General features: G+C 68.3%; 14 protein-coding genes. 12 read left to right on the forward strand and 2 right to left on the reverse strand.

Annotation, left to right across the window (positions count from 1 at the left end):
* Positions 1 to 141 precede the first annotated feature (141 nt).
* From JW364_RS14580 to JW364_RS14635, 12 genes are all read left to right on the forward strand, one after another.
* Positions 142 to 777: a DUF4178 domain-containing protein gene (locus JW364_RS14580; protein WP_068970516.1), complete on the forward strand. Its 636-nt coding sequence runs from the start codon at positions 142 to 144 to the stop codon at positions 775 to 777.
* Between the two features lie 59 nt (positions 778 to 836).
* Positions 837 to 1,385 (forward strand): DUF2617 family protein, encoded by a 549-nt coding sequence (locus JW364_RS14585; protein ID WP_068970517.1) that lies wholly within the window; start codon positions 837 to 839, stop codon positions 1,383 to 1,385.
* On the forward strand, positions 1,382 to 1,915 hold the full coding sequence (locus JW364_RS14590; protein ID WP_137808566.1) for a DUF4247 domain-containing protein: 534 nt from the start codon (positions 1,382 to 1,384) through the stop codon (positions 1,913 to 1,915). The genes JW364_RS14585 and JW364_RS14590 overlap by 4 nt, the downstream gene beginning before the upstream one ends.
* Positions 1,916 to 1,972: 57 nt before the next feature.
* Entirely contained in the window at positions 1,973 to 2,398 is a 426-nt protein-coding gene (locus JW364_RS14595) for a DUF350 domain-containing protein (protein WP_068970523.1), read from the forward strand.
* A gap of 67 nt (positions 2,399 to 2,465) precedes the next feature.
* Positions 2,466 to 4,028: a polyamine aminopropyltransferase gene (locus JW364_RS14600; RefSeq protein WP_068970524.1), complete on the forward strand. Its 1,563-nt coding sequence runs from the start codon at positions 2,466 to 2,468 to the stop codon at positions 4,026 to 4,028.
* Between the two features lie 40 nt (positions 4,029 to 4,068).
* The gene (locus JW364_RS14605; RefSeq protein ID WP_165630638.1) at positions 4,069 to 4,206 is read left to right on the forward strand and encodes a hypothetical protein; all 138 of its coding nucleotides are present in this window, start codon (positions 4,069 to 4,071) and stop codon (positions 4,204 to 4,206) included.
* Positions 4,207 to 4,309: 103 nt separating this feature from the next.
* Positions 4,310 to 5,500 carry a sensor histidine kinase gene (locus tag JW364_RS14610; protein WP_205333763.1) on the forward strand — a complete coding sequence of 397 codons (1,191 nt, stop codon included), beginning with the start codon at positions 4,310 to 4,312 and terminating at the stop codon, positions 5,498 to 5,500.
* A gap of 79 nt (positions 5,501 to 5,579) precedes the next feature.
* Entirely contained in the window at positions 5,580 to 6,395 is an 816-nt protein-coding gene (locus JW364_RS14615) for a LytTR family DNA-binding domain-containing protein (protein WP_205333762.1), read from the forward strand.
* Complete coding sequence (locus tag JW364_RS14620) at positions 6,388 to 6,786, forward strand: hypothetical protein (RefSeq protein WP_205333761.1); 399 nt, start codon at positions 6,388 to 6,390, stop codon at positions 6,784 to 6,786. The genes JW364_RS14615 and JW364_RS14620 overlap by 8 nt, the downstream gene beginning before the upstream one ends.
* The gene (locus JW364_RS14625) at positions 6,783 to 8,546 is read left to right on the forward strand and encodes a cation acetate symporter (RefSeq protein WP_205333760.1); all 1,764 of its coding nucleotides are present in this window, start codon (positions 6,783 to 6,785) and stop codon (positions 8,544 to 8,546) included. Before JW364_RS14620 ends, JW364_RS14625 begins: the two co-directional genes overlap by 4 nt.
* A 173-nt stretch (positions 8,547 to 8,719) precedes the next feature.
* Positions 8,720 to 9,076 (forward strand): DUF485 domain-containing protein, encoded by a 357-nt coding sequence (locus JW364_RS14630; RefSeq protein ID WP_205333759.1) that lies wholly within the window; start codon positions 8,720 to 8,722, stop codon positions 9,074 to 9,076.
* A 35-nt stretch (positions 9,077 to 9,111) separates the two neighbouring features.
* Positions 9,112 to 10,737, forward strand: coding sequence for a cation acetate symporter (locus JW364_RS14635; protein ID WP_065630162.1), 1,626 nt, complete (start codon positions 9,112 to 9,114; stop codon positions 10,735 to 10,737).
* A gap of 89 nt (positions 10,738 to 10,826) precedes the next feature.
* Here the strand turns inward: JW364_RS14635 and JW364_RS14640 are convergent, their stop codons facing one another.
* Positions 10,827 to 12,209: a PQQ-binding-like beta-propeller repeat protein gene (locus JW364_RS14640; protein WP_205333758.1), complete on the reverse strand. Its 1,383-nt coding sequence runs from the start codon at positions 12,207 to 12,209 to the stop codon at positions 10,827 to 10,829.
* Positions 12,210 to 12,797: 588 nt separating this feature from the next.
* Positions 12,798 to 14,210, reverse strand: a complete 1,413-nt coding sequence (locus tag JW364_RS14645) for an amidase (protein WP_058251331.1) — start codon at positions 14,208 to 14,210, stop codon at positions 12,798 to 12,800.
* Between the last annotated feature and the right edge of the window lie 21 nt (positions 14,211 to 14,231).

Raw genomic sequence — 14,231 nt, forward strand, 5'->3', positions numbered from 1 at the left:
GACCGAGTTCACATCCAGAAACTCACCCTGACGATCCGGCTCACCCTGCATACCCACCAGGATCCCAGCCCACCAGGCAAACCCGCTCACCCCACACCGAAACGACACCGACTATTTCAGCAGTCTCCTAGGGTCTGAACCGTGGAATTCCTGCTGATCATCATCGTGGCGCTGCTGGCGATCATCGCGGTGGTCGTCATCTTCAACTTCCTGGGCAATCGGCGGGCCCGGCAGGCCGAGCAGGACGCCCTGCGTGAGCGGACCTATCGCCCCGGCGATCCGTTCTCGTCGGCCGACGACGATTCCGTCTACGGCGACCCCCGCGATCTCAAACCCGGCGACCTCGTCGAACTGCGCGGTCAGACCTACGCGGTCCGGGGCACCCTGCGCCTGACGCAGGACGGCTACACCTGGACCGAGAACTTCCTCGACACCGGTGTCGGGTCCAAGGCCTGGATATCGGTCGAGGACGATCCCGACCTCGAGGTCGTGCTGTGGCACGAGGTACCCGGTGCCGCCGTCACCCCCGGCCCCGACACCGTGGAGCTCGAGGGGCGTCGATACCAGTCGGAGGAGGCGGGCTCGGCGCGTTTCACCTCCGCGGGGACCACCGGCGTCGCGACCTCGGGCCGGATGGCCTATCACGACTACCAGGCCGGCGACGACCGTCTGTCCTTCGAGGACTACGGCAGCGGCTGGGAATGCGCCCGCGGCGAACTGTTGTCCCGCGCGGACTACCGCATCTACCCCACCAACCCGGCTCCGGAAACACCCTGACGGGGGCCCCGACGCCCGCCCATCCACACGACGCCCTGAGCACGGAGACCCCACACCGCATGACCGAGAATTCCGAACATCCCGGCGACCCCGCCGCGCAACTCGCGGTGGCCTACGCCGACACCAGCGCGAGCCAGCTCGGCTTCTCGCTGAGCGCACCCTTGCAGGAGCCCCTGGCACAAGAGGATCGCGAGATCGACGGCATCACGGTGTCGGTGCGGTTGCTCGGCGCGAGCCATCAGGTACTCGTCGAAGACGGGGTGCAGCGGATCTGCGAGACCGTCGCCTGCCTGCCGGAGGTGACCTCGGCACTGCCGGAGAGTTTCCAGGAGAGCGGTTACTACTTCAGTTCCCGTGTGGAACAGGTGAATCCCGACCAGCTCGCCGCCCTCGTCGAACAGCTGAGCGCCCGCGTCACCGAACAGCTGGCCACCGGACACCCGTGCGTGATGGGACGGTTCCCGGGGGAGCCGCACGCCGTCACCGCGATCGTGTCGGAGTCCACCGATGACTCCATCAGCTGGCACACCTGGCACACCTATCCCAAGGCCGCCGAGGTCGTGATCACCTCCAGCAGGATCGACCGCGGTCCGGTGGCCCGTCCATGACCGGGCAACCACCGCCCGGCGGCCCGCCGGACCCACGCCGTCGTCTGAACAAGACCCGCAACATCATCATCGGCGTGATCGTCGTGCTCACCATCTTCGCGCTGATCGGTGCGTGCACCGCGCGAGTTGCCCGTGGCGGCGGCATCGGGGGGTCGGCGCGCGACTACATCACGCAGAACTACGAGCGCGACACCTCCCTCGACGAGGGCGACGTCGACGCCTATGTCGCCGACGGGACACCGGAGCAGGTCGCGGCCGAGATCCGCGACGCCGAACGTCCCAGCGACCAGCGGAGCGGCGCCGCCGGCGCGGGCAACATCGCCGGCACGCAGTTCCTCCAGTACCCCGACTACCTCGTGGGCCTCTTCCCGCTGGCGGCCGGCGCCACCCGGGTGATGCTCAGCCGGGACTACCGGTCGGGGTATCACCACTACCACCCCTACGTCGGCGCGTTCTGGGTCCCGACCCCCCGCTATGCGGGTAGCGGCAGCGGAAACCGCGGCGGCGGGAGCGGCGGTGGTGGCAAATGATCGTCGTCCGCCCGGCACGTGCCATCGAATTCGTCCGACCAACCAACGGAGAAGACCATGCTCGCTGATATCGCTGAGAACGCCTACGCTGCAGGCGCTTACGCCGGTGTCGGCGTGATCCTGATGATCGTCTCGTTCGGCATCCTCGACCTGCTCACGCCCGGCAAGCTCCGTTCGCAGCTGTGGACGGACCGCAACCGCAACGCCGGCATCCTGGTGGGTTCCAACATGCTCGCCGTCGCCGTGATCGTCACCGCCGCCATCGTCGCGAGCGAGGGACGACTGCTCGAGGGGCTCACCTACACCGCGGTGTACTCGGCGATCGGCCTGGTCGTGATGGCGGTGACCTTCCTCGTCATCGACCTGCTGACCCCCGGCAATCTCGGCGAGTTGCTGGTCCACCCGGAGAGCCACCCGGCGGTGTGGGTGCAGGGCGTCGCACACATCGGGGTGTCGATCATCGTGGCCGCCTCCATCCTGTGACCGGGTTCCCGCACTCCCCCGTTTGTCCGTGACCGGTCACGACTCCGCTGCCGCCGACACCGAACCGGTGACGACCGAACCCGTTCCGGACGCGCTGGCGATACGACCGCGATTCGCCCGCGCCGGACTGCTGGCCGTCGTCTTCGTCTGCGCCGCCTGCGGGTTGGTGTACGAGCTCGCGCTGGTCTCGCTCGGCTCGTTCCTGATCGGCAACACCGCGACGCAGGCGTCGATCGTCCTCGCGGTCATGGTCTTCGCGATGGGCATCGGGTCACTCGCCGCGAAACCGCTCCAGCCACAATCGGTCACGGCCTTCGCGGTCATCGAACTGCTGCTCGCCCTCATCGGCGGCCTGTCGGTGATGGCGCTCTACGCGGCGTTCGCCTACCTGGAGTTGTACACGCCCGCCCTCGTCTTGGTGGCCTTCGTGCTCGGCATCCTGATCGGTGCCGAGATTCCGCTGCTGATGGTTCTGCTGCAACGGATTCGACGCCAGGAGGCAGGTTCGGCGGTCGCCGACATGTTCGCGGTCGACTATATCGGCGCCCTCATCGGCGGCCTGTGCTTCCCGTTCCTGTTGCTGCCGTTCTTCGGCCAGTTGCGGGGTGCTCTGGTGGTCGGGCTGGTCAACGCCGCGGCCGGCTGCTTCCTCGTCTTCGTCATCTTCCGCAAGTCGATGTCGCGCACCCAGATGGCCGTCCTCTCCGCGTCGGCCGTCGCCGTCGTCGCCGTCCTGATCGCCGGCCTGATGCTGTCCGGCCGCTTCGAGATCACCGCGCGCCAAGCGCTGTACCGCGATCCCATCGTCGCCGCCGAACGTAGTGCGTACCAGGACATCGTCATCACCGAGAACCGTTTCGGCGCAACGGCCGACACCCGCCTGTACCTGAACGGCGACCTGCAGTTCTCCTCGGTCGACGAGCATCGCTACCACGAGACGCTGGTGCATCCGGCGATGTCCGGGAACCACGACTCCGTACTGATCCTCGGCGGCGGTGACGGACTCGCGCTCCGCGAGGTGCTCACCTACCCCGACGCCCGCGACGTCACGCTCGTCGAACTCGACCCGGAGATGATCCGACTCGCCCGGACCGACGAGCGTCTCACCACCTTGAACCGGGGATCGATGACCGACCCCCGAGCCGAGGTGATCGCCGCCGACGCCTTCTCCTGGCTGCGCGGCACCGACCGCCGGTTCGACGTCATCATCGTCGACATGCCCGACCCCGACGACTCGGCCACCGCGAAGCTGTACTCCACCGAGTTCTACGCGATGGTCCGGGCGCATCTCGCCGAGGCGGGCCGCACCGTGGTCCAGGCCGGGTCCCCGTACTTCGCGCCGAAGTCGTTCTGGTGCGTGGCCTCGACCATGCGCGCGGCCGGACTGGACCCGACCCCGTACCACGTCGACGTGCCGGCCTTCGGCGACTGGGGATTCCACCTGGCCGGCGCCGGGGGCAGGGTGACCCCGACCGTGGCGGCGCCCGGCCCCCTCCGGTTCCTCAGTCCTGAACAGTTGGCAGCGGCAACGGTTTTCCCGCTCGACCGGCCGCGACAGGACCTGCCACCGTCGACCCTCATGGACCCGCGGATTCTCCGGTACGCGCAGGGCGAGTGGGCGACCTACTGACGTCGGCAGATCGCCGGAGGCAGGTCAGAGTGCGGCCGCGGTGTCCGGCGACAATGCGATCAACATCTTCCCGCTGGCGCTCGTGCGGTCGGCGGCGGTCGCCGTCGCCGTCGCCGGGGAGTGGGAGCAGATCACGGCACTGTGCCGGGCCACGCGCGGCCTGCGAACCGCCGACTGATCGAACCGCCCGGGAGTTGTACGCCTCCGTCCCGACCCGGGCGTCGACCGATCGCGTGGCGTTCGCGTCCACCGATGCGGGAGGATGGGCCGCGGGAGGTGCGATGTCTGCTGAGCTGGCCGTGGTGTTCGGGATACTGGTCGTCACCGTCGTCTGGGCACTCACCGTCCTGGTGCGCACCCGGCGACGAGTGGCCACCCCTGCCGAGCGGGCGGTTCATCTGGCCCTGCACACCGCGTCGCTCGCCGCCCGCTCCCTGCGGACCGGATTGTCGGCGGAGTCGGCGCGTGAAGCACTGCCGCACCTGCACACCCTCACCGGCGCCGAAGCGGTCGCACTGTACGACGGCGAACCGAGCCGCCTCGCCCACGAGCCGGACGGCGACGCCATCTGGGACGACGAGATGCTCGGTCACGCCGACCGTGCGGCGTCGTCCGCGCTGGGTGACCTCCGGCGCGTGCTGCTCACCGACCCCAGCGGCGCCGAGTCGCCCGTGCGCGCGCTGGTGGCCCAGCCGCTCCTCGCCGACGACGTCGGGGTCGGGGTCCTCGTGGTCGCCACCACGCGACGCCCCGGACCCGGGATGCTCGGCGCCATCGCCGAGGTCGCGCGGTACGCGTCGAGCCAGATCGAACTCGCCGACCTCGACGCATCCCGCGCACGGCTCAACCGCGCCGAGGTCCTCGCGCTGCGAGCGCAGATCAGTCCGCACTTCATCTACAACGCGCTCAACACCATCGCCTCGTTCGTGCGGACCGACCCCGACCGGGCGCGCGATCTCGTCCTTGACTTCGCCGACTTCACCCGGTACTCCTTCCGGGCCGCCGGCGAATACACCGTGCTGGCCGACGAGCTGCGGAACATCGACCGCTACCTCACCCTCGAACGCGCCCGTTTCGGCAATGCCCTGGACGTCAAACTGCATGTCGCACCGGAGGTCCTGAACGTCGTCGTGCCGTTCCTCGCGTTGCAGCCGCTCGTCGAGAACGCCGTCCGGCACGGCCTGGCGTCGAAGGGCGGCGGGACCATCACCATCGTCGCGGCCGACGAGGGCACCGACTGTGTCATCACGGTCGAGGACGACGGCGTGGGCATGGAACCGGAGCTCCTGCGCAGCGGCGCTCTCGACGCCCTCGACCACAGCGAGGGTGCCCACGTTGGCCTGACCAACGTCGACCACCGGCTCCGCGCCGCGTTCGGCAACGACTACGGACTCGTCGTCGAGACGGCGGTCGGCGCCGGCACCAAGGTGGGGATGCGTGTCCCGAAGTTCCGCGCGGGCATCCGGGCGTGAAACGCAACGCCCGAGTTCCGGCGGTGCCCGAACTCCCAGGCGGTAAACTGCGGGCTGTCGTCGAGGCGGGAGGTGTTCCATGACCGCACTGGTGGTACTCGCGGTCGACGACGAACCACCAGCTCTCGACGAGCTCGGCTACCTGTTGAACCGGCAGGACGACGTCGCCGAGGTCCGCTCCGCGTCCGACGCCACCGGCGCCCTCCGCGAACTCAACGAGCACCGCATCGACGCGATCTTCCTCGACATCAACATGCCCGGCCTGTCGGGACTCGAACTCGCCGGCGTCCTCGCGAAATACGCCTCGCCCCCGGCGATCGTGTTCGTCACGGCCCACGACGACCGGGCCGTCGACGCCTTCGAGGTCGGAGCCGTCGACTACCTGCTCAAACCCCTACGCGAACAACGTCTCACCCAGGCGGTCGACCGGGTCCGCGCGAGCCTCGACAGTCGGGAGCGTGCACCCGAGCCCGCGCAACCGACCGTTCGACCGGAGCGCCGCGCCACATCGGACGAGGTCATCCCGGTGGAGATGAGCGGCGTGACCTCGCTCGTCCGGCGCGATTCGATCTCCTGGGTCGAGGCCGTCGGCGACTACGCCCGACTGCACGCCGACTCGGGCGCACATCTCGTCCGCATCCCGTTGTCGACGCTCGAATCCCGCTGGCAGGACACCGGATTCGCTCGAGTACACCGGTCCTACCTCGTCGCGCTGCCGATGGTCACCGGATTGCGGACGGTCGGCGGCGGCACGGTGGTGTGTGTCCGCGCGAACGGCGCATCCGAGGCCGTCGAGCTGCCCGTGAGCCGCCGACAGGTCCGCGAACTCAAGGACCGCCTCATCCGAGACCCGCTGCGTCAGTATCGTTCCCCCACCGCACGGGACGATGGCTGAGCACCCGCCCCAGCGCGAACGGGTGGTGCTCGCCTCCCGCCGCGGGGCGCGAATGGTCCGCACCCGCGTCGAGGTCCAGGAACAGACCGAGGTCGGTGACGCGCTCGTCCGCGGCCTCATGCGCGCCCAACTCGGTCTCGGCCTGCGGCTCGGGGGCGCCCTGCTCGCCGTTGCCGCCGCCATACCCGTTGCCGCCTGGGTGTTTCCGGGGATCGCCGACGCCGGCGTCTTCGGGATTCGACTCATCTGGCTGATGCTGGGAGTACTCGCCTTCCCACTCCTGTATCTGACCGGACGGCTCTACGTCCATCTCGCCGAGCAGGCCGAACGCGACTTCATGGGCCTCGTGGATGACGATCTGTCGGACTCGTCCGAACCGGGCACGCCGTGACGACCGACGTCCACGCCCTCACCGCGATCGGCCTGTTCGCCGCCGCCATCGCCACGATCGCGGTCGGCGCGTGGGGCGGCCGCTTCTCACGGACCACGTCGGACTTCCTGGTGGCGTCGCGGAGCGTCGGCTCGCGCTGGAACGCCGCCGCGGTGTCCGGTGAATACCTGTCGGCAGCATCGTTTCTCGGCGTGGCGGGCCTCATCGCGAAGTACGGTGCCGACGCACTCTGGTACCCCGTCGGGTTCACCGCCGGCTACCTGGGCCTGTTGCTGTTCGTCGCCGCGCCCCTGCGTCGTTCCGGGGCCTACACGGTGCCCGACTTCGCCGAGTTCCGCCTCGCCTCGCCGGCGGCGCGGAAGACCGCGATGCTCGTCGTGGTCGTCGTCTGCGTGCTGTACCTGATCCCGCAGTTCCAGGGCGCGGGACTCACCCTCAACATCCTTCTCGGCGCACCGGTGTGGGCCGGAGTGGTCGGCGTCGGACTGATCGTGATCGTGAACGTGGTGGGCGGCGGCATGCGGTCGATCACCTTCGTGCAGGCCTTCCAGTACTGGCTCAAGCTGACCGCGATCGCGGTCCCCGCGCTCGTCCTGATCGGCGTCTTCGCCCAGGACCCCACGCCCGTCGGCGAACCCGCGCCGCCGCGGATCACCACCGCGACGACCGTCGACGTGACCACCGACGTCTCGGTCACCGTCGCCGAGACCACCGGCGTGCGGGTCACCGGGACGTTGGACGGGGTCGTCGTCGACGACGCGCCGGTGGACAGCACCGGACCCCACGTCATCTCCGCGGGCTCGACGATCTTCCTCGACGCCGGTGCGGCCACCCCGGTCGTCGCGGGCGCGCCGGCACAGAACGCGGACTGGATCGCCCCCGGCGGGGGCTTCGGCGGCAGTCACCCGCTGTACCAGGTGCTGTCGCTCATCATCGCGATGTTCCTCGGCGTGATGGGTCTGCCCCACGTGCTGGTGCGCTTCTACACCAACCCCGACGGGCGATCGGCGCGGCGAACCGCGCTGGCCGTCATCGCACTGCTGTCGTTGTTCTACCTGTTCCCCATCCTGCTGGGGGTGTTCGCACGGCTCTATGTCCCCGAACTGCTGATCACCGGCACCGCCGACGCCGCGGTCCTGTTGCTGCCGAGCGCGGCGGTCGGCGGGATCGCCGGTCAGATCCTGGCCGCGCTCGTCGCCGCCGGGGCGATCGCCGCCTTCCTCGCCACGTCGTCGGGGCTGCTGGTGTCGGTCGCCGGGGCGCTCGCCACCGACCTGCTACGCGGCCGGGTGCGCGACTTCCGGGTGGCCGCGGTCATCGGCGGACTGATCCCGATCGGCTTGTCGCTGGCCGCCGCGTCCCTGGAACTGTCCCGGACCGTCGGGTTGGTGTTCGCCGTCGCCGCGTCGACGCTGTGCCCGCTGCTGGTCCTCGGGATCTGGTGGCGTGGACTCACGGCCGTCGGCGCGATCGCCGGACTCGTCGTCGGCGGCGCGTCGTCGGGGTCGGCGACGATGCTGGCGATCGCCGGGGTCGTCGACGACGACGTGCTGGGCGGGTGGCTTGCGGTCGTGATCGGCTACCCGGCCGCCGTGACGGTCCCACTCGCGTTCGGCACGATGGTGCTGGTCAGCAAGGCAACCCGGGGACGGGTACCCGTCGACCTCGCACGGACCTTTGCCCGGATGCACGTCCCGGAACGCGTCGGGATGGGGCTCGATCGCACCCCGGGACGGGCCCCGGACGAGCGGACGACCTGACCGTTCGGACAGGTGACCGTTCGCCGTTCGTCGGATCTCACCGACCGTCCGGCGCACGGACCGCGGGTTTCGGCGTGTGACCCAGGCCACCCGATTGTCTGTGATCTGCACCTCATTCAGGCTGACTTCCGTAGAGCCATCACACATGTGGCCACGTCACCCTGGGAGGAAACGTGTCGACCGTCGACCAACCACCACCGGCGCCACACGCGCCGACCGGCGAAGAGTTCATCGAGATGCAGGCCAGTCCGGAGTTCCAGGAGCTGCGGCGGACGCTGCGGAAGTTCGTCTTCCCGCTGACCGCGTTCTTCCTGATCTGGTACGCCCTCTACGTGCTGCTCGGCGCCTTCGCCCATGACTTCATGGCGACCCAGGTCTGGGGCAACATCAACCTCGGCCTGATCCTCGGTCTGTTGCAGTTCGTCAGCACCTTCGTCATCACCGGCATGTACGTACGCTTCGCCAATCGCAATCTCGACCCGAAGGCCGAGGCGATCCGCAATGAGATGGAAGGCGGACCCACGCTGTGAACACCCCCGCTGTGGACTCTGTGCCCACCACCGACGTGACCGTCCTCGCGGCGACCGTCGGCAGCCCGGCCGCCAACATCGCCATCTTCGCCGCGTTCGTCGCGGTCACGATGTTCGTGGTCATCAAGGCCAGCAAGAACAACAACACCGCCGCCGACTTCTTCACCGGCGGCCGCGGCTTCTCCGGACCGCAGAACGGCGTCGCCATCGCCGGCGACTACCTGTCGGCGGCCAGCTTCCTCGGCATCGCGGGCGCCATCGCGGTCTACGGCTACGACGGCTTCCTCTACTCCATCGGCTTCCTCGTCGCGTGGCTGGTCGCGCTGCTGCTCGTGGCGGAACTGCTGCGCAACACCGGCAAGTTCACGATGGCCGACGTCCTCAGCTTCCGTCTCAAGCAACGTCCGGTGCGTCTGGCCGCGGCGATCTCCACCCTCGCGGTGTCGCTGTTCTACCTGCTCGCCCAGATGGCCGGCGCCGGCGGCCTGGTCGCGTTGCTCCTCGACATCGAGGGGCGCCTCGGCCAGTCCATCGTCATCGCCGTCGTCGGTGCGCTGATGATCGTCTACGTGCTCATCGGCGGCATGAAGGGCACCACCTGGGTGCAGATCATCAAGGCCGTCCTGCTCATCGCGGGTGCCGGCATCATGACCGTCATCGTGCTGGCCAAGTTCGGCATGAACCTGTCGTCGATCCTCGGTGCGGCACAGGACGCGGTGACCGACTCGACCAGCGAAAAGGTCGCCGCGCGTGACGTTCTCGCTCCCGGTGCCCAGTATGGCGGGTCCCTGACGAGCCAGATCAACTTCATCTCGCTCGCCATCGCGCTCGTCCTCGGCACCGCGGGCCTCCCGCACGTGCTGATGCGGTTCTACACCGTGCCGACCGCGAAAGAGGCTCGCAAGTCGGTGGTCTGGGCCATCGCCCTCATCGGCGCCTTCTACCTGTTCACCCTGGTTCTCGGTTACGGAGCGGCCGCCCTGGTCGGACCGGACAAGATCCTCGACGCCGCCGGCGGACAGAACTCGGCCGCACCGTTGCTCGCGTTCGAACTCGGTGGCGTGGTCCTGCTGGGCATCATCTCGGCGGTCGCCTTCGCGACGATCCTCGCCGTGGTCGCCGGCCTCGCCATCACCGCGTCGGCGTCGTTCGCCCACGACATCTACGCCTCGGTGATCAAGCGCAACAAGGCAAGTGAGGACGACCAGGTCCGCGTCTCGCGATACACCGTCGTGGTCCTCGGCATCGTCAGCATCGTCCTCGGCATCCTCGCCAACGGCCAGAACATCGCCTTCCTGGTGGCGCTGGCCTTCGCGATCGCCGCGGCCGCGAACCTGCCGACGATCGTCTACTCGCTCTACTGGAAGCGGTTCAACACCCGCGGCGCCCTGTGGAGCATGTACGGCGGCCTGATCTCCACGATCGTCCTGATCGTCTTCTCCCCCGCCGTCTCCGGGTCGTCGACCGCCATGATCTCCGGCGCCGACTTCGCCTGGTTCCCGCTGGCCAACCCGGGCATCATCTCGATCCCGCTGGCCTTCGTCCTCGGCATCGTCGGCACGCTGACCAGCCCGTCGGACAACGGCACCCCGGAACGCAACGCCGAGATGGAGGTTCGCTCCCTCACCGGCATCGGGGCCGAGAAGGCCGTGCAGCACTAGGTCATTCGCAAACCCACCCCTGTTCCGTGAACCCACTGCCTTGCAAGGCGGTGGGTGTGCGGAACAGGGGTGGATTTGTGGGGGCACGCTCAGCTATCCGGGCGAAGTGCCGCCACACTCACCGGTGAGCTGAGATCACCGGGATCGCCGAAGCATGTAACCAGCACGGCTCCCGGAACGGGTACGACGCCACCCAACGTCTGCCCGCACGGCGACGGTACGGACGCGATCGAACCGTCCGGGTGGATCGTCGTCAGGTCGTACCGCCCCTGGTTCTCGAGAGGTCGCTTCAGTTGGGCCGTCACCACGGAGTCGTGCAGAAGAACCCAGCTCTGCGACTCCGGGATCGGATCGCGTGGCCAGTCGGTACCTTTCGGGATCGTGACGCGGGTCGACGAGCGAGAATCCAGATGTCCGATGACTACCGCCCCGGGCTGGTCGAAGTACATACCCCAGGACGGCTGCGCGTTCACATGGATCCCCGTCATCCGGCGCCCTCGAGCATCTGAACCCCACCACCATCTGTCCACCGGCTCGTGGCCGCCGTTCGCTATGGAGACCACCAATGCCCGGGGGACGTCATCGAGGTCCCACAGGTGAGCCACGAACTCGGAGTCGCCTGTCTCGCCGACGCTGACGTCGAACCGCTCGTCCGCCGCCGTGATTGCGATGCGATGGGTCCGATCCGCTCCGGTCAGGGCGTCGAAGACAACGACCTTCACATGACCCCTGTCAGGAGTCACATAGACCACATGATGACCGGCAGCGAAGACCGAGCGCGGATGCGGGTTCGGTTCATCACGTCCGGTCGGCGGCGACACACGTCGCTGCCATCTGACCTCTCCGCTCCGAGGTTCGAGAACTGCCATCTCGCCGTCACGGATCACAGCCACTGGCTGATCGACGCGTCCGGCGCGTGGTACGTCGGAAATCAGAATCCACGGCGAATCGTTGGTCCAGAGGACCTGTCCTGTCATCGCATCGATCCCGGTCGTGAAATACCCCACCCGCCCTGCGCGGGCGTAGTCACAACCGACCACGACCACTGAATCGGTTCCCGTTCCGGTACTGGTGACGCGATCGAACCCTCGCTCAGCGCAATTCGCCGCTCCGACGCCATCGGGAGTGAGGCTCCACCGTGGTCGGCCCGTCGTGCCGTCGTAGGCGACCAGGATGTCATCGACGACTGCGGCGAAGCCCGGGCCGGCCGGGGTGATCGACCAGGGATCGACATCATCCACTCGGTAGGCTGGTTCCCCGGTGACCGAAGGCGGCACTTCGGGAATCCGAATGGCGTCGGCCCCCGTCGCTCCACTGCGCTCGAACGGCATGAGACCGATCGCCAGTGTCACGACGAGAGCGACAACGGCGATTGCGCCGACCTCTCTTAGAGACAATCGATCTCGTCGAAACGTCGCCGCGACCGCGGCGACGAGCAGGCACGCCCACGCCGCCAGGACCGTTCGTACCACGTCATGTCCGCCCGGGCCTCCCGTCAGCGCCGCGATGGTATCGACCGCCTCGGATCGGACCGAATAGGCGAGGCAGACCCCCGAGACCAGGGCCGACCCGATTGCCGGACCGCGACCGACGAAGCTGAGCAGTACGACACCAATCACGAGCGACAACCCGAGTGATACTCCGAGCACGAGTGTTGTTGCGGCCCATTGTGGTCCGGTCCAGAATCCGTCAGACACCCGACCCGACGGAGCCCGTTGAACAAACGCCAGCCCGGAGAGGACGATTCCGGCAACCGCGGAAACAGTAGTCACGTAGCCGGCGAAGCGGGATGCGGCGGACGACCTTCGATAACTTCCGCCCACCGTGACGCCACAATGTCCGGCGCTGATCGTCTCGGACTCTTGCGCCATCCCATGACCGTTCATCCCACCCCCGTCGACTGAACTCATTCGGTGCTGCCGGGCAGACTATCGGAGTTCGGCATCTCGGTCAGTCGCGCGTCCCCAGGCCGACCAACACTCCCGCGGCGCAGTTTCCGTCGTGCTTATAGGATCCAATAAGCGCGACGGAAACGTCACCGCGGGAACGAATTACGTATCTCAGGCGTCCTGAATCCGCGCGAACGGCCGGGCCGCCTCGAGTTCGAAGGCCAACTCGAGGAGGGTGCGTTCCTGGCCGAGGTCGGCCGCGAAGTGGATGCCCACGGGCATGCCCGATTCCGTCTGTCCCAGCGGCAGACTGATCGCCGGGGTGCCCGCGGTGTTGTTGGCCGGGGTGAAGGCGATGAACCGGGTCAGCCGGCCCATCGCCTCGTCGAAGTCGAGTGCGGGATCGAGGTATCCGATCTCCGGGGTCGCGTGGACGACGGTCGGGTTGAGGACCACGTCGAAGGTGTCGTGCAGTCCGCGGATCGCGGCCGTGGACCTCCGCAGCCCGCGGACCGCCCCGGGCAGCCGGTAGAAGTGCCGGAGCGCGCCGCGCGAGAGCCCACGGGTGAACGAGTCCACCTGGGAACGGTCGAAGCCCTTGTCGACCACCCGTTTTCCGAATCGGTCCAGCGCCAGTGCGAGCAGTGACCAGTAGTCGATGAAGTCCCGGACGTAGTCCCGGTCCACCGGCAGCGGCACCATCTCGGTGCGATGTCCGAGGGACTCGACCAGCTCGGCGGCCTCGGTGACACACCGTTGTGTGTCCCGGTCGAGCAGCGAGCCGGTCAGCGGCTCGGTGATCAGCGCGATCTTGAGCCGTTTGGTCCCCGGCCCCTCGACCAGCCCGACCGGCGGCATCCCGGGCGCGGGCCGGAAACCCTGTGTGTCGGCGAGGAATCGGGCGGTGTCGCGCACCGATCGGCTGACGATCCCGTTCGACACGAGGTCAATCGGCGCGTCCCGTGTCTCTTTCGACGCCTCGACGCGCCCGCGACTCGGCTTCAGTCCGACCAGCCCACAGATGGCGGCGGGGATGCGAATCGATCCGCCACCGTCGTTGGCGTGGGCGATCGGCAGTGCACCGGCCGCGACGAGCGCCGCGGAACCACCGGACGAGCCGCCCGACGAGTAGTCGGTGTCCCACGGGTTGCGGGTCGGCTCGCGGTCGACGAACTCCGTCGTCGAGGTCAGCCCGAAGGCCGGCATCGTCGACGCGCCGACCACATTGACGCCGCTCGCCAGGAACTGATTGGTGAACGCCTCGTTGGCCTTCGCCGGTCGTTGGGGCACCGCAGCCGAACCGTGACAGGTCGGCAGCCCCGCGAGGTCGGTGTTGTTCTTGATGATCGACGGCACCCCGATGAACGATCCCAGCGGGAAGTCGTTGTCGACCGCGCGTTTGCGCGCACGCTCGCGATCGTCGAAGGCGATGGCGTTGAGGTGCGGGTTGACGGCATCGATCCGCGCGATCGCGGCCTCGACCGCCTCGGAAGCGGAGATCTCTCCGGATGCGATGGCCTGGGCGACGCCGACCGCGTCGTGCTCGCCGAGTGCGTCGTCGGTGAACGCGTGAACGTGTTTCATTCCCGGGACCCTATCGTCTCG

Origin of the sequence: Gordonia sp. BP-119, assembly GCF_016924115.1 — a bacterium.
In the GTDB taxonomy this organism is placed as follows: domain Bacteria; phylum Actinomycetota; class Actinomycetes; order Mycobacteriales; family Mycobacteriaceae; genus Gordonia; species Gordonia hongkongensis.